The organism is Leeuwenhoekiella obamensis (assembly GCF_055391795.1).
In genome coordinates this window covers 729,844-747,894 of the sequence record NZ_AP029251.1, presented here as the reverse complement: position 1 = coordinate 747,894, position 18,051 = coordinate 729,844, and the positions used below count along the sequence as shown (strand labels likewise).

The window sequence follows — 18,051 nt, the reverse complement described above, 5'->3', positions numbered from 1 at the left end:
TAGCTTATGGCGGGTGAACGGCTGCCAGTAAGGTTTTCGCTCCGTAGCCAGCTTTGGTTTCGGTGGACAGGAAAGTACTTCGAAACCGCAACAAGCCATATGTAAACCGTTGTGCGCAATTTCGAGCATAAATGACGAAAAAAGAAATTAATAACATTCTGAAAAATGAATCTGGGGTTATCCTGTTAGAAAAGGAATCTGAACAATCTTTTTTTGAATCGGTTTTAAACAACACTATTTCGTTAATCTCTGCCATATATTTCTTGACAAGAAAAAAACTTGATTCTTTAATTCTAACCGAAAAAAGAATTTTACTAATAGTGCGGAACAAAATTCAAATTGAAAAAAAATTAAATGGAAATGAATCATTAATTTACAATGGAGTGAAATCTACATTAGAAATAACTGACAAAGATGAAAAATCTATTATTGCACTGAATAAATTGCGTGTCAGTTATGAAGAGGGAAAATTAATTAGACAAAAACTAATCGAATTTGACAACAGAACTGAATAAAAAACTGTTTACAACAATTTAAAACCGCAATTACTGCGGATTCAACTATCCACGCTTTAAAGCGAAATATAACACGTTTCGCAACCATTTATTGCCGTAATTTTTAAATTAACCAGAGAATATTATATACAAAATGGTTAAGTTTAAGAATAATAGAATCTATCTTAAACTATGAACAAAACGTTATCAATTATATTTCTGCTTTTTGCTCTGAATTTCACCTATAGCCAAGAAAAAGAATGTAATTGCATAAATGAGCTTGAAAATATTGCTACTTTAATTAAGAATGCAAAAAGTTATAGTCAACAAATAAAAAAAGATCAAGAGACCACTGAACTTAAATCTTGGCAAGAAAAAATAAGGCAGGAAATAGTAAATGACAGCCTAAGCAACTATTTCTGCTCAGGCTATTTACAGAAGTATATTTCGTTTATTAAAGATAAACACAATCAGGTTTACACTATCCCGGATAATATCTCTTTAAATGTTCCAGATTATCCAAAAGCAATAGACACTACGCTAAAAGGTACAGATAAGATTTCTGGAATTTATCATGCTGGAAGCGATGAAATTGTATTGCAAAATGAAAATGATAGTATTTGGTTTGGAGTTACCTTAAAATCAAATTCTGATGCATGGACAAAAGGTAAGATCAGATTGAGACTTCACAAAACTAAGGATGGTAAATTTGAACTTTTTGAATTCTATAGTAATGGAATACTCTTCTATCAAAATAACGTGAAAATTGAAAATGGAAGAATTTATTCTACTTTCTGGAACAAGCAAAACGATTACTATTTCAATAAGAATTTTGAAGATAATTTTACTTTTAAATCTTTAAATCCATCATTTAACTACATTGGTATTAAAACCTTAAGCAGAACCAAGGATCTTATAAAAGAAGCTAATACTTTTTATGAAGATCACTTAGAACTTTTGAACAAAGAGAATCTTATTATCGATTTAAGAAACAATGGTGGAGGCTCTACTAATCAAGCTAAACCTTTATTAAAAGCGCTGAAAAAAAATGAACAAATTAAACATATATATGTATTAATTAATTTTAAAACTGCAAGTGCAGCAGAGTTAGTTACCTTAAAATTGAAGGAAGACAAGCGAACTAAGATTCTTGGCGAAAATTCTCGAGGCATGCTCGAATATGGTTACGGCAATCGTTCATTTTCAGCTAAAACAAAATGTGCTGAATTTAACGTGGTTTTGTCTACGAAACATACAAACAAAAAGCTCGGTAAATATGAATCTATAGGAATTAGTCCAGATATAGAACTAAATACCAAAGCCGATTGGGTGGAGCAAATAATTGAAATGGCTAAAAAATAACTGTGCACAACATATTTAAACTTATGTGAGTTGAAAAGGTTGAGGGTAAAATGCCTTACGAATTCCCCAAGATCCAGATAACAATTGGAAAATCAATGACAATTGGTATCGAACATTTGAAGAGTGAAATAAAGAAAGACTGTAAAATTGTTAGTTTTATACCGCAATCTACTGCCGAATAAATATGAAATACCTTAAAACTTACCAAAAACGATCTATATAAATGAAAATTAAACTCATACTACTCCTTTTCATCAGTACAATAGCAGTGCAAGCCCAAGAAAAACTAGAAACTCTTTCAGGTAAGGGAAATAGTGGATCATTAAGACAACTAGATCTCAATATTGTGAGTTTAGTTCCTACTGTTGAAGATTACAATGATTTCAAGAAGAAAATCAAGAATCTCCCTCTTGACTACATAAAATATGTTGATTCAATTGACTTTACAGACTTTGACAAAAAACTATCTGTCATTCAAATATATTCACAAAACAGAACCTCTAGAAGTCAAAATGCATACGAGCTAAAAAAGAATATTAAAAATGATTCATTAAAGTTAATGATCATTAACCTTGATATGAAATTGAAAGATCTCATCATTGACCTAGAGCAGTACAATGATCTAAAAGTTGAATATGAAATAATTGAAAAAATAGTAAAAACAGATACTAAGATCAATAGAATAATATTTCGCAAACCAATCATTGAGAAAGTGCTGAATCCATAATAGCCTCGACTAAACACCATGAATTCAATCTTAAAAACATTATTGACTCGGTTACCTTCAGTTGCAGTATCATTTTTTTATATCCCTAACGCTTTAGATAAGATCATTCATGCTGATCAAATAGATAAAATCGTTGCGAATAGTACGATCATGATCATCACAGGAATATTTCTTTTACTCGCAACAGCATTGTTCTTGTACAATAGGACAATGCTGATAGGTACTGCGCTCCTATCTCTTTATATGACTTTTATAGTATTTGTGCACATGTATAAAGGGAAACTTTTTGAGGTTACGATCTTAATAATCATGGCAACGATTTTTGCATCCTTCATCAGAAAACCAAAGTTATTTTCAAACAAATCAAACGCTTGATCCTTAGTTTTTAAATTCAACAAGATTTTCCTCTCGCCGCTTCACTTCTACTCTGTATCAATTAATGCTGTAAGTGTGCTTTTCGCGAAAGCGTAACAAACATATACCTCGATCGTTTACCTCGTATAAAGCTGTATTAGAATTATGTATTTTTTGTGCAGCGTAAAACCAAAAATCGATCAAAACCTCAACCATCATGCTACCTAGAAAACTTGCCGTCATTGCCGGTGTGGGCTATATCATCATATTTTTTGCCGCAATATTTGCAAACTTCTTTGCTCTTGAAGCTATTAAAACCGCTCCGCTAGAGACGGTGCAAAATCATGGTTTTATGGCTAGAGCGGGAATCATGGCTTTTATGATCACTGTTGTTTTTGATGTTGTTGTCGCCTGGGCGCTTAATGCATTGTATGCAGATCATGCGCTTACTAAACTCAGCACATATTTTAGGATGATGCACGCCGCAATTATGGGTGTGGCGATATTTGGGCTGGTAATGGCTTTAAATAGTGTTACAGCGGAAGAAATCCTGCAACACGTTGATACATTTAATATAATCTGGTTGATCGGGTTATTCTTTTTTGGCGCACATCTTATCTTGCTAGGTAAGATCATAAAAAAACCGCGAATAATCGCGGCTTTTCTTATCGTTGCTGGTATTGCGTATATGCTAGATACAACGGCTCATTTTATGCTAGAAGATTATGAGCAATATGCAGATGTATTTTTAGCGATCGTAGCGATACCAAGTATCGTAGGAGAAATGGCTCTGGCTGTCTGGCTACTTATAAAAGGCGGCAAAACAGTGAGCAATATTGCTATAAATTAGCTTCTAAAACTTTAATAAAAGTAAGTGATCCTAAACAGCTTTCGTTAGGTTCACAAGGAGGATAGACAAGCTTTAGGCTAGTTTTGTCTTCCTCAATAATTGTGGTGTATTCTACCGTTACAGCTTCTGGAACGTTAAGTTCTACAAGTTCATCGTAAGCCACATAACTTGCTTCTTCATTTGCAGCAATGCCTAGCATTGTTTCTGCTTTAAGGGTCATCTCGTTATCGCGTATAAGATAATTTCCTGTTTGTTCAGAAACATATCCTACTAAAGAATTTTCGGCCGTGTTCCATATAAAAACCTTCAGAGTATATGTGCCGCTCAATCTAAACTCATAAGTAGTAATATATTCTTTATCGCCGTCGCCTATGGCAACAGTGCGCGCCCAGGTGCCTATAACATCTGTGTTTTGTAATTCAATTTGACCATCGTCATCAGAACATGCAATGGTTAGGATCGCGAGGATCACAATGCTAAAAATCTTTTTCATAAGGATTGTTTTGTTTTTCAGTAGATATCAAAAACTAAAAAAGGTTGCCTGAGCAATTATCACGTAACCTTTTCTTAATATAACTTTATTTTTTTGGCTTAAAGCCAAAGAAAATCAAATCTCCTTAAGCCTAATCTAGCACCTGAAGCTTTGCAAATCTTAGCAGTAGTTTTTTAATGCCACCGTTAGCAAATTCTATTTCTGCTTTTTTATCTTGACCTACGCCTTCAATTTTAAGGACTTGTCCGCGACCAAAACGTGAATGCTCTACTCTGCTTCCTTCCTGCAATTTACCTTCAAAGTCTTGCGGTGGACGTGGTGAATCTGTTTGCGGTTTTAGTTTGCGTAACTTCTGTAATTTATCTGGTGACGGCGCGTTAGCACGTGGCGGAGTACCGCTCACGGGTTTGGTTTGACGCAGTTTACTTTTGTCTACTTCGCCAAAGATATCAGTATTCATCAAAGGTTTGTAGCGATATGACGTCATAGGCGTACGCACATCCAGATATTGATCATCAATTTCTTCGATAAATCGAGACGGCTCTGCATCGATCAATTTACCCCAGCGATAGCGATTCTCAGTATAGGTAAGGTAGGCTTGTTTCTCAGCACGCGTAAGTGCAACGTAGAACAATCTGCGTTCTTCTTCTAGTTCGCTACGCGTATTCATACTCATGGCACTTGGGAATAGATCTTCTTCCATCCCCACGATATATACATACGGGAATTCAAGACCTTTTGCCAGGTGAATGGTCATAAGCGACACGCGATCATCATCTTCTATTTCTTTATCAAGATCTGTCGCAAGTGCTACATCTTCTAGAAATTCTGATAACGAACCAGTGGCATCCACGATCTCCTCCTGCCCTTCTACAAAGTCTTTAATACCGTTAAGAAGTTCTTCAATATTCTCTATTCTGGCAATACCTTCAGGCGTGCCGTCCTTTTTAAGTTCTTGGATCAAACCGGTCTTTCGGGCAACTTGTTCCGCTACAGCGAAAGCATCATGCGTCTCATTAATTACCTGAAAGCTCTTGATCATATTGACAAAGTTGACCAACTTATTTCGCGTCCCAGCGTTAATCCCTATATCTAGCTGAGTGATGTGCTCCATCACCTCAAACATAGAACGATCATAATGTCTGGCAGCAAGCGTAAGCTTATCCATCGTGGTGTTACCAATACCTCGCGCAGGATAATTAATCACACGTTTGATGGCTTCTTCGTCTTTTGGGTTGATGATAAGACGCAGATAGGCAAGAATATCTTTTATCTCCTTACGCTGGTAGAATGAGAGTCCACCATAAATTCGATACGGAATATCTCTTTTGCGCAAGGCATCTTCTATAGAACGAGACTGCGCATTTGTTCTATACAACACCGCAAATTCACTATGCGGCAGTTGCTGATTCATCTTATTCTCAAAGATTGAACTGGCAACATATCGTCCTTCTTCAGCATCTGTAGGAGAACGGTGAACAACGATTTTAGGACCTTCGTCATTTGCTGTCCATACAACCTTATCAAGACGTGTTTTGTTTTTTTCGATCACAGAGTTTGCCGCCTCTACGATGTTTTTTGTAGATCGGTAATTCTGCTCTAGACGATAGACCTTCGCATCATCATAATCTCTCTGGAAGTTGAGAATATTATTAATATTCGCCCCACGAAAGGCATAGATACTCTGCGAGTCATCACCTACCACACAAATGTTTTGATATCGATCTGCCAGCGCTTTTACGATAAGATACTGTGAGTGGTTTGTATCTTGATACTCATCTACCAGGATATATTTAAAACGCTCTTGATACTTTGCCAGCACCTGCGGAAAACGGTTAAGCAACTCATTTGTACGTAAAAGCAGGTCATCAAAGTCCATCGCGCCTGCCTTAAAGCAACGCTCTACATACTCATTATAAATATCTCCCAGACGTGGCTTTTTTGCCATTGCATCTGCTTCAACAAGCTCAGGATTCTGAAAATATGCTTTAACCGTGATAAGGTTATTCTTGTATGAAGATATACGGCTATGAACCTGTTTGTATTTATAAATATCCTTATCCAGCCCCATCTCTTTAATGATGGCAGAGATCAACCGCTGGCTATCTTGTGAATCGTAAATAGTGAAGTTAGATGGAAAACCCAGATGGTGACCTTCTATCCGCAATATCTTTGCAAAAATGGAGTGAAATGTTCCCATCCAGAGGTTCTTTGCCTCACTAGCTCCCACAATACCCGAGATACGGGTTTTCATCTCACGCGCCGCTTTGTTAGTAAATGTTAGTGAGAGTATGTTAAACGCATCTACATCCTGCATCATCAAGTATGCAATACGCATAGTTAACACTCTGGTTTTACCAGAACCCGCACCTGCAATTACCATTAAAGCACCATCTTTTTGCAGCACTGGCGCACGCTGAGCATCATTTAATCCTTCTAATAAAGACTCCAAACCTTACTTTTTCATTAGTGAGGTAATTTAAAAAGGCATCCTTTAATCGTCAAGGTAAAAGCTGGGTTTTTATAAACAAATAGCGAATGCTTACTTATGAATCGATTTTTAATATCTTTAGGCAACAATTCACTATTTAATTCATGAGGTTTCTTTTTGTAGTTCTTGCTTTTTCTCTTTTTCAACTTAGCCACGCACAAGAAAAAAATGTTTTGGGCAAACCCTTAACAGTAGAAGGCCCATTGATCCATGACTACGGAAAAACCTTTATGATCAAAGAAGCAGATCTGGATATAAAAACAAGAACAGATCTAGTCTTTAAACCCGTTTTTGATATTGCCAAAGCACCAGAAGATCCGGCTGAAGTGAATGTTTATTTTAATACTGTTGCTCGATTTTTAAATATGCATGCTATTCATCGGGTGCCTTTAAAAAACTTACAACCAGCAATGGTCGTTCACGGTAGCGCGGCTTTTGGACTGCTAACTAATGAAGCGTATAAAGAAAAATTTGGCGTAGATAATCCTAATTTACCATTATTAGATAAGTTACACTCAAGTGGAGTTCTCATCATCATGTGCTCGCAAACCGCTGGCGCTCGCGAGATCTATAAAGAAATGCGATGGGAACATACTAAAATGGCACTTTCTGCCATGACCGCGCTCATCCAATTGCAAGAAGGCGGCTATAAACTAATTTCATTCTAACATAAATCCTATGAAGCAAACTACAACACTGATCCTCGTGGCGCTGGTAGGTTTTTCGGCTTTCGCCCAAAAATCTCCAGACTCGAAACTTATGGCAGATGCCACGGCTATTGAAGATAAAGTCATTGAGTGGCGTCGTGACATTCACGAAAATCCAGAACTAAGCAATCGTGAATTTGAAACAGCAAAAAAGATCGCAGCACATCTTGAATCTTTAGGCATTGAAGTACAAACCGGCATCGCACACACCGGTGTAGTAGGAATTTTAAAAGGAAAACATAAAGGTAAAGTTGTTGCCTTAAGAGCAGATATTGATGCGCTTCCTGTAACTGAAAGAAACGATCTAGCATTTAAAAGTCAGGTTAAAGCCGACTTCCTAGGTCAAGAAACCGGAGTCATGCATGCTTGTGGTCATGATACGCACACAGCAATTTTAATGGGTGTGGCAGAAGTACTTTCAAAGAACAAAGACAAAATTCACGGTACGGTAAAATTTGTATTTCAACCAGCAGAAGAAGGTCCGCCTCCAGGTGAAGAAGGTGGTGCAAAACTGATGATAAAAGAAGGTGTGCTTAAAGCTCCAGATGTAGATGCAATTTTTGGGCTGCATATCAATTCCGGGACACCGGTAAACACAATACGCTACAAAGCCGGCGGCATCATGGCTTCTGTAGAACGTTTTGTGGTAAAAGTGGAAGGTAAACAAACACACGGCTCGCAACCTTGGGGTGGTATTGATCCTATTTTAATAAGTGCAAAGATCATTGATGGTTTCCAGACGATCATAAGCCGTAACGCACCGCTTACAGAAGGTGCCGCGGTAATTACTGTGGGCAAGATCACCTCTGGTGTGCGATTTAATATCATCCCAGAGTCTGCCGAAATGATAGGAACGGTTCGTACACTTGACCCAGAAATGCGCGCATTGATCATTAAACGCATGGACGAAGTTGCTGAGAAAGTTGCAGAAGCTTATGGTGGTAAAGCGACTATTGAGTGGCAAAATAACACCGTAGTTACTTATAATGATGAAGCGCTTACAGCTCAAATGTTACCTACTCTGCAAGCTATCGCCGGCGAGGATAATGTAAATCTTACAAAACCTACTACTGGTGGTGAAGATTTTAGCTACTTTCAAGAAGAAGTTCCAGGATTTTTCTTCTTCTTAGGCGGTATGACACCAGGAAATAAAGAACCTTTTCCTCATCATACACCAGATTTTATGATCGATGAAGAAGGACTTCTACTGGGAGTCAAGACAATGAGTCAACTTGCGATAGATTACCTCAACGCAAAATAATTTTTACGCAATCTTCACAAATGTCCACCAAATTTGGTGGACATTTGCTTTATATTAAATTGTAATCAAATTCTTTAAACATTGTCTTCAGTATTAGATTTTCTTACCGTTATCCCTTGGTGGGCATGGGTGCTTTTTGTGATCGCAATTATCGCTATCAAGGATATATTCTTTAATAAAAAACACATCATTCAGCATAACTTCCCGGTGGTAGGTCACATACGCTACATGCTCGAAAGTATTGGCCCAGAACTGCGTCAATACATCGTTGCTAATAACCGTGAAGAATTACCATTTAACCGCATAGAGCGCGGCTGGATATACGCTTCCGCGAAAAATCAAAACAACTACGAAGGCTTTGGTACTGATAGAAATATCTTCGAGCCCAACTATATTTTTATCAATAACGCCATGATGGCAAAGAAGCTTCCGGAGGATCACCCTAACACTAAAGATCCTTACTTTTTGCCTTGTGCAAAAGTGATGGGAGCGCACAGCAAACGTAAACGTCCATACAGACCGGCTTCTATCATCAATGTATCTGCGATGAGTTTTGGTAGCCTTTCGGCGAAAGCCATAGCGTCTTTAAATAAAGGGTGCGACAAAGCGCATGCATATCACAACACTGGAGAAGGCGGTTTATCGCCATATCATAAACAAGGAGCAGATGTGATATTTCAAGTTGGTACCGGCTATTTTGGTGTACGCGATGAAGACGGAAACTTCTCGTTTGATAAGATCAAGAAATTGGTTGAAGAAAATCCGCAGGTTCGCGCTATCGAAATCAAACTTTCGCAAGGCGCAAAACCTGGAAAAGGTGGAGTTTTACCGGCCTCTAAGATCACACAAGAAATTTCTGAAATACGTCACGTGCCAATGGGCAAAGATGTTGTTTCGCCACCGAGCCATAAAGCGTTTAGCAACGTGCCCGAAATGGTAAACTTTATCGAGAAAGTCGCTGCAGCAACGGGATTGCCTGTGGGTATCAAAGCCGCGATAGGTAAAGTAGATCAATGGAAGGAACTAGCAAAAATAATGGCCGAAACGAATAGAGGTCCAGACTTTATCACCATTGACGGTGGTGAAGGTGGTACAGGAGCCGCACCGCCTAGTTTTGCAGACCACGTGGCATTGCCTTGGGTTTATGGTTTCAGCGAAGTGTACAAGATCTTTAAAGCAAAAAATCTAACCGAAAGAATCGTTTTTATAGGCGCTGGTAAATTAGGATTCCCGGCAATAGGTGCGATGGCTTTTGCGATGGGTGTAGATTGTATTAACGTTGCGCGTGAGGCGATGATGTCTATAGGTTGTATACAGGCACAAAGTTGCCATACAAACACTTGCCCCACTGGTATTGCAACGCAGAATAAATGGTTACAAGCCGGAATTAATGTAGATGACAAAGCTATACGCACGCTTTTCTATTTTAAGAATTTCAGGAAAGAATTGCTTGAGATCACACATGCCTGTGGTTATGAACATCCATGCGAGATGACCATGGAAGATGCTGATATCACGCTAGGAGATCAAAATATGATGAAAGCCCTTGCAGGAAGTTTTGGGTATAACAAAGTTCCCGTGCATTTTGAAGGCATGCAATCGCTTCAAGACTGTGAGCATTTGGGCGGTAATTACCAGAAGAAAAAGGAAGAAAAAGACGTTAAGAAATTAAATAAGAAAAACCTCGTTCGTTTTTAAATTTAGAACCATGGAAGAATTATTCATACAGATATTGATCGCTTTAATTCCGGCAGCACTTGTGGGCGCTGTAGCTTATCTATTCTTTAAGCGCTTTATAGAAAACGAAGCTGGCCGCCGCAGATTCTTATTGCATCGTGATTATCAAAAAGAAACTTTGCCCATTCGCTTACAAGCTTACGAAAGGCTTACATTGTTTCTAGAACGCATCAATCCGTCGCAATTGTTACTTAGGGTTAAGCCAGGAAATCAAGATAAAGCGACGTATGAAAATACTTTAGTCGCGCAGATCGAGCAAGAATTTGAGCACAACTTATCGCAACAGATCTACATGAGTGACGAATGTTGGAATATCATCAAGTCTGCAAAAAACGGAACAATTAAGATCATACGATCTGTAGGCATGAAAGAAAATGCATCGTCTACTGATAAATTTCGCGAAAGCGTTCTTAGAGAAATGATAGACACACCGCCGCCATCTGCAGTAGCTCTTGAATTCTTAAAGAAGGAAGTGAAACAAACATTTGCTTAAAATGAGTTTAAAGCAACGTATCTCAAAGCTAAATCCAGTTTTTGTTGAGTTGCTTTTTTACATATTTGTCGCAGTTTTTGTTTTTGCAAAAGGTGCCCTTTTCGCTCCTGATAGTTATGCTTTTTTAGCTGGCGACATCAATCGCTCTCCTGGATATGTTTTGTTTTTAGACGGGTTACAATTGCTTTTTAGCAACGTGGGTTATCCTGTTATTTTTATTCAGCTTGCGCTAAATATTCTCGCGCTTCACTTAGTTTGCTCTTACTTCTGTAATCTTTTTAAGCTGAATATTCTTTACCGCCTTTTCATACTTATTATTCTTGCGGCGCCACTACTTCACTTGCATTTTATCGCAAACTTTATTCTAACTGAAGGTATTTGTTACCCGCTGTTTCTAATTGTTTGCACGTATCTTCTTAAAGCCGCTCATGAAAAAAGTGAGCTTTATCTCTTAAAAGCCTTTACGATAACGCTGTTACTGATGTTTTTCAGAGGGCAATTTGCCTTTATGTTACCTGTAGAAATTGCGGTTAGTTTATACGTTTTCAGCAAAACAAGAAACAAAAAATGCTTACTTGCGATCGCTTTGTTTGTAGCGACTCCGTGGCTTCATAGTTTTAATACAAAGACCTTTCATTACTTTAAACACGGGCATTTTGTAAATACTCCTTTTGCAGCAATCAGCTTTATCACACCTTCGCTCTATGTTTCAGATAAAGATGATGTTACGCTTTTCAAAACAGAAGAAGAACAACTATTTTTCAGCAAAGTTCATTTCGCTTTAAGCGAAAATAAAATGAATTATACCTCAGCAGAAAATACAGTAGAGACGAGTTATTTTGAACATTACAAGACAAATTTTGTTTCGATCTGTAACCACACTATTCATCCCATTGCAATGCAAATGTATGCTGATCAAGGTTTGAGCAGCAATGATCAGTTTATAAAAGCTAATACCCTAGCCTCAAAAATGTGGTGGCCGTTAACTAAAGATAATTTCTCTAAATGGTTGAGGCTGTATGTGCAGAATGTAAAAGCCGCTTTAGGCAATAGCCGAATCTTGCTTTTACACTTCTTGTTGTTCGCTTGTGGTTTTTTACTGTATAAGAAAAAGCACAAAAAATTGGGTTTAACAGCAATAATTCTCTTTGCTTTGGTGTTATCTAATGTTTTAGCCACTGCGCTTGCAACGCACTCTTTAAAACGATATCTCTTTTATGGTGATTGGGTAATCTTTGTTTTTATCATTTTGCTGATATCAACATTAATTAGAAAAGGCAAAGAAAATTTTTAGATTTACTGACTTTCACCCCACTTCACCCAAATCTTTAAGCTTGTTTTCTTGCGCTTGTTTCGCTTTCGCGGAAGCGTAATCCCAACCTTGTTGCCACCAGTTTGTCATCAACTTTTTGTTAAAGATCAGGCTATTCTCTGTGAGTTTTGACGGTGTGTAATACAGATTAAGTGGCACTTCTCTATTGATCGCTGCTAGCTTACCCACGACCACATCGTGATACTCTACTTGATCCATTAAAAAGCCAAAGAGATTTACCATCAAAGCAAAAGGATTCTTCCCCAAGACTTTGTTGTATTCCATATTTTCTGACTCAAGAATTATGGCGTCAACCTCTGTCGCGCCACGTCGTATCGCCTCTCTTATAGGAACGATACAGCCAAAACCACCATCTGCATACTCACAACCATTTTTGTTAACCAGACTCATAAACGGCACGTAATTGCAAGAAATCCAGATCCATTCACAAAAATCTTCATAACTACAATCGTCCATACTTTTGTATTCTACCGTATTTTTTGTGAGGTTAGAAACGGTAACAACAACGTCTTTTGAGCTATGTTTTATACGTTCAAATTCTGCTTTACTTAGATTTTTTTTAATGTTTTTGAGAAGGTTTTTGCTTTCGCCAAAAGTTCTCTTTTTCTTCATGAATTGTCTCACGGTGTTCAAGTAATTTATCGAGACATATTCTCTCCCCGCCTTTTTCTTGATCCGGAAAGGATTCACATTAAAAATGGTATTCTGGTTTACCTGAGTATACAATTCATACGCACGCGAAACATTGCCGCTGGCAAGCTGAGAGATCAGCAAACTACCGGTAGAAGTGCCCAGAAAAAGATCATAATCATTCTTTGCTTCTTCTATGAGGTATTGTGCAACTCCGCCAGCGTAGGCTCCTTTACTTCCTCCGCCAGATATAACAAGTGCGCGCATTTACTGTAGTTTTTTATTTAAGAATTCTTGTTGTTTTGTGTTGAGTCCGCCTAGACCTTTAAGCATGGCTTTCCAATTTTCATCTTTAATAAGCATATCTAGAATTTGACGACAAGACTGTGCAAATCGCCAGTTTGCATGCAAAGATCCTTGAACCAAATTACCTAAAGACTGCGCATCAAAAAGCTGCAATTGATATAAATATTGAAATGCGTTCTCTCTAATATTTAAAGAATACTGCGGTGCAGTATAACTCTCTAATCTATCATAATACTGCTGCCATGAAGATCTATCAAAACCATCTGTCGCCATTGCGAGCGCCAACCATAATGTCTCAATATTCTTGTTTGAGAAACCTGTGAGTCCACGGGTTTTTTCAAGATATTTTGCTCGGTCTTGTGGGAAGTTCATCCACAGTTTTAAAAGCGCTAACTCAACGGTGAGATACGATTCATCCTCTAACAGTTTTTCAAAATCAAGCTTCAATTCTGCCGGAATTTCTTCTAAAGAAACTGCAATTGCTTGCCTTACCAAAACATTATTACTTGCAAAGGCTTGCTTATAAATAGGCCATGATTTTGAAGTGGGCTCGCTGGCCAATTGATAAACCACTTCTTGCCCTATGTAATCATTAGGCAAAGTGACGGCATCCATCAGTTGGTCTTTCTTCTGATCAAAAGAAACTTTGCGCAAAGAATTGACCATTAAGTATTCTTGAATGAAATCAGATTTCTTTAATGATTCTAATGCTTCAGTAGCCTGAAAAGCCGACTGCTCCAGCCAATCTTTCACAAAATCTGAGAGATCTTGCCCAGAAGTCTTTTCCGCGGAAGCGATAAAATCTTGCGTCTCTACATTTTTAAATTTGTGCTCATTGAGATATTCTTGAACCGCTTTTCTAAAGTTCTCTTCGCCAATTTTCTCTCGCAAAATGTGAAGCGCCCAAGCTCCCTTTTGATAAAAAGTCAACGAAGATGCCTTGGGGTTTAATAATTTTTCACCCTTGCCTTGATCGCTTAGCGCCTTGAGCTGCTCTGCAGACTCATACAGCTGCCAGTAATAATGGTCTTCGCCAAAAATCTCTCGCTCTGCCAGCAAAGCATAAAAGGTCGCAAAACCCTCGTGAAGCCAGTGATGCGTACCGCTAACCTCTGTCACAAGATCGCCAAACCATTGATGCGCTAACTCGTGTGCGTTTACATTAACGTAGTTGCGATCGATAAAACCACGTTCGTCAACCATAAAATCATCACTAAAAATGGTCGCCGAAGTATTCTCCATACCCGCATAAAGAAAGTCTTTTACAGGTATTTGCTTATAATTTTGCCATGCGTATGGCACACGTATTTCGGACTCTAGATAATCAAAGATCTGCTGCGTGTACAAATATGTTGAAGAAACCTTAGCAGAGTCTTTGGGGTAATAATACAATTCGATAGGCACCCCAGACGTTGACGAGATCGTTTCTTTCTTATAATCGCCGGCGGCAATTGCGACCAGATAGCTCGCCATAGGTTCAAGCATATCAAATTGCCAGGTGGTAATTCTATCTTTTGTGGTTTTGTTAATGAGTTTACCGTTTGCTATTACTGTTTTTTCGCTTGGCGCGGAAATGCTCAGGTCAAACTCTATCTTATCATTCATATCATCAATAGACGGCATCCAGTTTGAAGTGTACTTTCCTTGGCCTTGCGTCCATACTTGCTCACTGCCTTGATTGTTTACAAAATACATCGCACGATCTGGTGTAGAAATAAACTTGATCACAACTGAATACTCCTTACCTGATTTAAAATCGTGATTTAAGATCAGCTTGCCGTTCTCTGCAACAAGTGGTAACTCTTTACCTTTTAAAGTTGCGCTATACGTCACCAGATTTTTAGCATCTAGAAAAATAGAATTCGTTTCTTTTAAAATCGAAAAATCTACCACCAACTCACCATCTACAGATTCATTATAAAAATCAAGCGATAGATCTGCTTTGATCTTTTTAAAATCTACAATTTCAGTTTGTTGAGAATATGAAAAAAATGAAGTTAGTACAACGACTACAACCAGTAAAGCACGCATAAAAAACCTTAAAAATATCTATTAGCAAAATAGTGAATAGAACTCATAAATGGAAGTGTACTCAAGAATGATTAGATTTTTTATCTTCGTTTGTTATGAGCCAGGGAAAATTACAAACCCCCATAGATTATCTTAAAGGTGTAGGCCCCAACCGGGCAGATTTGCTGCGCAAAGAACTTAACATCCACACCTATCAAGATTTGCTCAATTTATTCCCTAATCGCTATCTGGATAGAACCACGTATTATAAGATAAATCAGTTGCAACCTACAGCGGCAGATGTCCAGATAAAAGGTAAGATCACACACATAAAAACCGTAGGTGAAGGTCGTGGCAAACGATTAGTAGCAACGTATGTTGATGAAACCGGCGCGATGGAGCTCGTCTGGTTTAGAGGCCATAAATGGATCAAAGAAAGTCTTAAAATCAATGTGCCGTATGTAGTTTTTGGCAAGAGCCAAAAATACGGCAGCACCTACTCTATCGCCCATCCAGACATGGAGCTGCTTACCGAGCACGAAAGTAGTATTCGTGGCAGTATGCAACCCGTATATCCTTCTACCGAAAAACTTTCAGCAAAGGGTATCACAAACAAAGTGATCAACACCGTGATGCAACAGCTTTTTAAAGAATGTGGTAGACTTATACCAGAAGCACTTTCTCAACCGCTTCTTGACGGCCTTAAACTTATGCCAAAGGCTGAGGCGTATTTTAATATTCATTTTCCGCAGTCGCAAAATGATCTCGCAAGAGCACAATACAGACTCAAGTTTGAAGAACTTTTTTACATTCAGCTGCAATTACTCATAAAAAACAGGCTCAATAAGAAAAAAATTAAGGGGTACGCTTTCGCGGAAGTGGGACAAAAATTCTCTGATTTTTATGCTAATCATTTACCCTTTGAACTTACAAACGCTCAAAAACGCGTAGTAAAAGAAATACGCAACGATCTGGGTAAACCAGCGCAAATGAATAGATTGTTGCAAGGAGATGTGGGCAGTGGTAAAACCATCGTTGCCTTGATGAGTATGCTTCTAGCCATTGATAATGGTTACCAAGCTTGCCTTATGGCGCCTACCGAGATTTTAAGCGCGCAACATTATAATGGTTTGGTAGAGCTTTGCGAACATATGGATATTGAGATACGTTTGCTTACAGGTTCTACAAAAACCGCTGAGCGTAGAGACATTCATAAAAATCTTGAAAACGGTAATATACATATCTTGATCGGCACGCATGCTTTACTTGAAGATAAGGTTGTTTTTAATAATCTTGGTTTAGCTGTTATTGACGAGCAACATCGTTTTGGAGTGGCGCAACGTAGTAAACTTTGGCATAAAAATGAACTCCCACCGCATGTGCTTGTTATGAGTGCAACGCCTATTCCGCGTACGCTTGCCATGAGTGTTTATGGTGATCTTGACGTATCTGTAATAGATGAACTTCCACCGGGAAGAAAAGAAATTAAAACCGTGCATCGCTATGATGCAAACCGCCTGAAAGTTTTTAGATTCCTTAAAGATGAGATCAAAAAAGGAAGACAGGTTTATATTGTTTATCCACTAATTCAAGAAAGTGAAGCGCTAGATTATAAAGATCTTATGGATGGTTACGAAAGTATCGCCAGAGAATTCCCTGCGCCACAATATCAAATTTCTATCGTTCACGGTCAGATGAAACCTGTCGACAAAGATTATGAGATGGAGCGTTTTGTAAAAGGCGAAACTCAGATAATGGTTGCAACCACAGTGATCGAAGTAGGCGTGAATGTTCCTAATGCATCTGTAATGGTTATAGAGAGCGCTGAGCGTTTTGGCTTAAGCCAATTACACCAATTGCGTGGTCGTGTGGGGCGTGGTGCAGAACAGAGTTATTGCATACTTATGACAAGCCATAAACTTAGTGACGACAGCAGAACGCGTTTACAAACTATGGTGAGCAGTAATGATGGTTTTGAGATCGCAGAAGTTGACCTTAAACTGCGTGGTCCAGGAGATATTACCGGCACACAACAAAGCGGAGTAGTAAATCTCAAGATCGCAGATATCATTAAAGACAACGAGATCATGAAGATCGCACGTGGTTATGCAGCAGCATTACTTAATGATGATGCAAAACTCGCCCGCCCAGAAAACCTCATCATTAGAAAAACGTATCAGGATATGATGAAGTATAAGAACATCTGGAATTATATTTCTTAAATGAAAAAACACCTCGTTCTCCTCCTAATCTTTCTATGCTCAGCTTTTTGTTATTCTCAAGAATATCCAGAGCTAGAGACTTCTTTTGTAGAAAAAACAGGAGATGTGCTTGAATTTGCTATGCCTATTTCTGCAGGTTTAATAACGTTGCTTGAAAAAGATTTTCAAGGAAGCAAACAATTTGCTCTTGCTTATGGATCAACCATGGTATTGACTTACACTTTAAAAAACGTGATCAAAAAAGAAAGACCAGAATCTAATAAACCCCGTTATGATTCTTTTCCATCCGGGCATACGGCCTCGGTTTTTAGTAGCGCTTCATTTTTGCAGCAACGCTACGGCTGGAAATATGGAATTCCCGCCTATGCCCTAGCCACGTATGTAGGCATAAGCCGCGTGGAGGGCAAAGTGCAGCACCATGATTATGTTGACGTTCTGGGCGCTGCTGGCATTGCTATAGGATTCACCTATATTTTCACTTCAAAACGCCCTGAGCAAATTCCACAAGTTTCATTTAATTCACGCCATCAAGAAGTATTGATTTCTTGGAAGCATACTTTCTAGGTTATTTTGGCTTTAAG

The 18,051-nt window shown here is 38.4% G+C and carries 16 protein-coding genes; 12 read left to right on the top strand and 4 right to left on the bottom strand.

Annotated elements, in window-relative coordinates; genetic code table 11:
* Positions 1-131 precede the first annotated feature (131 nt).
* The 5 genes from ACZ5L8_RS03300 (at position 132) to ACZ5L8_RS03280 (ending at position 3,787) form a co-directional block, all read left to right on the top strand.
* Positions 132-515 (top strand): hypothetical protein, encoded by a 384-nt coding sequence (locus ACZ5L8_RS03300; protein ID WP_464439742.1) that lies wholly within the window; start codon positions 132-134, stop codon positions 513-515.
* A gap of 171 nt (positions 516-686) precedes the next feature.
* Positions 687-1,856, top strand: coding sequence for a S41 family peptidase (locus ACZ5L8_RS03295; RefSeq protein WP_464439740.1), 1,170 nt, complete (start codon positions 687-689; stop codon positions 1,854-1,856).
* Positions 1,857-2,079: 223 nt separating this feature from the next.
* The gene (locus ACZ5L8_RS03290; RefSeq protein WP_464439739.1) at positions 2,080-2,583 is read left to right on the top strand and encodes a hypothetical protein; all 504 of its coding nucleotides are present in this window, start codon (positions 2,080-2,082) and stop codon (positions 2,581-2,583) included.
* 18 nt (positions 2,584-2,601) lie between these two features.
* A complete protein-coding gene (locus tag ACZ5L8_RS03285; RefSeq protein WP_464439737.1) occupies positions 2,602-2,958 on the top strand; it encodes a hypothetical protein in 357 nt (118 codons plus the stop codon).
* Positions 2,959-3,154: 196 nt separating this feature from the next.
* Positions 3,155-3,787: a DUF4386 domain-containing protein gene (locus ACZ5L8_RS03280; protein ID WP_464439735.1), complete on the top strand. Its 633-nt coding sequence runs from the start codon at positions 3,155-3,157 to the stop codon at positions 3,785-3,787.
* Here ACZ5L8_RS03280 and ACZ5L8_RS03275 read toward each other — a convergent pair.
* Both ACZ5L8_RS03275 and ACZ5L8_RS03270 read right to left on the bottom strand, forming a co-directional pair.
* Entirely contained in the window at positions 3,777-4,280 is a 504-nt protein-coding gene (locus tag ACZ5L8_RS03275) for a hypothetical protein (RefSeq protein ID WP_464439733.1), read from the bottom strand. The two genes, ACZ5L8_RS03280 and ACZ5L8_RS03275, sit on opposite strands and share 11 nt — an antisense overlap.
* Positions 4,281-4,410: 130 nt before the next feature.
* Positions 4,411-6,732, bottom strand: a complete 2,322-nt coding sequence (locus ACZ5L8_RS03270) for an ATP-dependent helicase (protein WP_464439732.1) — start codon at positions 6,730-6,732, stop codon at positions 4,411-4,413.
* Positions 6,733-6,875: 143 nt separating this feature from the next.
* On the opposite strand from ACZ5L8_RS03270, the gene ACZ5L8_RS03265 reads away from it, so the two are divergent.
* The 5 genes from ACZ5L8_RS03265 to ACZ5L8_RS03245 all read left to right on the top strand — a co-directional run bounded on the left by ACZ5L8_RS03265 (position 6,876) and on the right by ACZ5L8_RS03245 (position 12,263).
* Entirely contained in the window at positions 6,876-7,439 is a 564-nt protein-coding gene (locus ACZ5L8_RS03265; RefSeq protein WP_464439730.1) for a DsrE family protein, read from the top strand.
* A gap of 10 nt (positions 7,440-7,449) precedes the next feature.
* Positions 7,450-8,739, top strand: a complete 1,290-nt coding sequence (locus ACZ5L8_RS03260; protein ID WP_464439728.1) for an amidohydrolase — start codon at positions 7,450-7,452, stop codon at positions 8,737-8,739.
* Positions 8,740-8,820: 81 nt separating this feature from the next.
* Complete coding sequence (locus ACZ5L8_RS03255; protein ID WP_464439726.1) at positions 8,821-10,437, top strand: FMN-binding glutamate synthase family protein; 1,617 nt, start codon at positions 8,821-8,823, stop codon at positions 10,435-10,437.
* A 10-nt stretch (positions 10,438-10,447) separates the two neighbouring features.
* Complete coding sequence (locus ACZ5L8_RS03250; protein WP_462598881.1) at positions 10,448-10,969, top strand: DUF7935 family protein; 522 nt, start codon at positions 10,448-10,450, stop codon at positions 10,967-10,969.
* A gap of 1 nt (position 10,970) precedes the next feature.
* Complete coding sequence (locus ACZ5L8_RS03245) at positions 10,971-12,263, top strand: hypothetical protein (protein ID WP_464439724.1); 1,293 nt, start codon at positions 10,971-10,973, stop codon at positions 12,261-12,263.
* A gap of 12 nt (positions 12,264-12,275) precedes the next feature.
* Here ACZ5L8_RS03245 and ACZ5L8_RS03240 read toward each other — a convergent pair whose 3' ends face one another.
* Together ACZ5L8_RS03240 and ACZ5L8_RS03235 are read right to left on the bottom strand one after the other, a co-directional pair.
* On the bottom strand, positions 12,276-13,199 hold the full coding sequence (locus tag ACZ5L8_RS03240; RefSeq protein ID WP_462598883.1) for a patatin-like phospholipase family protein: 924 nt from the start codon (positions 13,197-13,199) through the stop codon (positions 12,276-12,278).
* Positions 13,200-15,269, bottom strand: a complete 2,070-nt coding sequence (locus tag ACZ5L8_RS03235; RefSeq protein WP_464439722.1) for a M1 family metallopeptidase — start codon at positions 15,267-15,269, stop codon at positions 13,200-13,202.
* A gap of 95 nt (positions 15,270-15,364) precedes the next feature.
* On the opposite strand from ACZ5L8_RS03235, the gene recG reads away from it, so the two are divergent.
* Together recG and ACZ5L8_RS03225 are read left to right on the top strand one after the other, a co-directional pair.
* Positions 15,365-17,470, top strand: coding sequence for an ATP-dependent DNA helicase RecG (gene recG / locus ACZ5L8_RS03230; RefSeq protein ID WP_464439720.1), 2,106 nt, complete (start codon positions 15,365-15,367; stop codon positions 17,468-17,470).
* A complete protein-coding gene (locus ACZ5L8_RS03225; protein ID WP_464439719.1) occupies positions 17,471-18,034 on the top strand; it encodes a phosphatase PAP2 family protein in 564 nt (187 codons plus the stop codon).
* Positions 18,035-18,051 lie beyond the last annotated feature (17 nt).

Excerpts from the sequence above, each read along its gene's own strand:
- ACZ5L8_RS03300 (WP_464439742.1), top strand. The coding sequence starts at position 132 with ATGACGAAAAAAGAAATTAATAACATTCTGAAAAATGAATCTGGGGTT.
- ACZ5L8_RS03295 (WP_464439740.1), top strand. The coding sequence starts at position 687 with ATGAACAAAACGTTATCAATTATATTTCTGCTTTTTGCTCTGAATTTC.
- ACZ5L8_RS03290 (WP_464439739.1), top strand. The coding sequence starts at position 2,080 with ATGAAAATTAAACTCATACTACTCCTTTTCATCAGTACAATAGCAGTG.
- ACZ5L8_RS03285 (WP_464439737.1), top strand. The coding sequence starts at position 2,602 with ATGAATTCAATCTTAAAAACATTATTGACTCGGTTACCTTCAGTTGCA.
- ACZ5L8_RS03280 (WP_464439735.1), top strand. The coding sequence starts at position 3,155 with ATGCTACCTAGAAAACTTGCCGTCATTGCCGGTGTGGGCTATATCATC.
- ACZ5L8_RS03275 (WP_464439733.1), bottom strand. The coding sequence starts at position 4,280 with ATGAAAAAGATTTTTAGCATTGTGATCCTCGCGATCCTAACCATTGCA.
- ACZ5L8_RS03265 (WP_464439730.1), top strand. The coding sequence starts at position 6,876 with ATGAGGTTTCTTTTTGTAGTTCTTGCTTTTTCTCTTTTTCAACTTAGC.
- ACZ5L8_RS03260 (WP_464439728.1), top strand. The coding sequence starts at position 7,450 with ATGAAGCAAACTACAACACTGATCCTCGTGGCGCTGGTAGGTTTTTCG.
- ACZ5L8_RS03250 (WP_462598881.1), top strand. The coding sequence starts at position 10,448 with ATGGAAGAATTATTCATACAGATATTGATCGCTTTAATTCCGGCAGCA.
- ACZ5L8_RS03245 (WP_464439724.1), top strand. The coding sequence starts at position 10,971 with ATGAGTTTAAAGCAACGTATCTCAAAGCTAAATCCAGTTTTTGTTGAG.
- ACZ5L8_RS03240 (WP_462598883.1), bottom strand. The coding sequence starts at position 13,199 with ATGCGCGCACTTGTTATATCTGGCGGAGGAAGTAAAGGAGCCTACGCT.
- ACZ5L8_RS03235 (WP_464439722.1), bottom strand. The coding sequence starts at position 15,269 with ATGCGTGCTTTACTGGTTGTAGTCGTTGTACTAACTTCATTTTTTTCA.
- recG (WP_464439720.1), top strand. The coding sequence starts at position 15,365 with ATGAGCCAGGGAAAATTACAAACCCCCATAGATTATCTTAAAGGTGTA.
- ACZ5L8_RS03225 (WP_464439719.1), top strand. The coding sequence starts at position 17,471 with ATGAAAAAACACCTCGTTCTCCTCCTAATCTTTCTATGCTCAGCTTTT.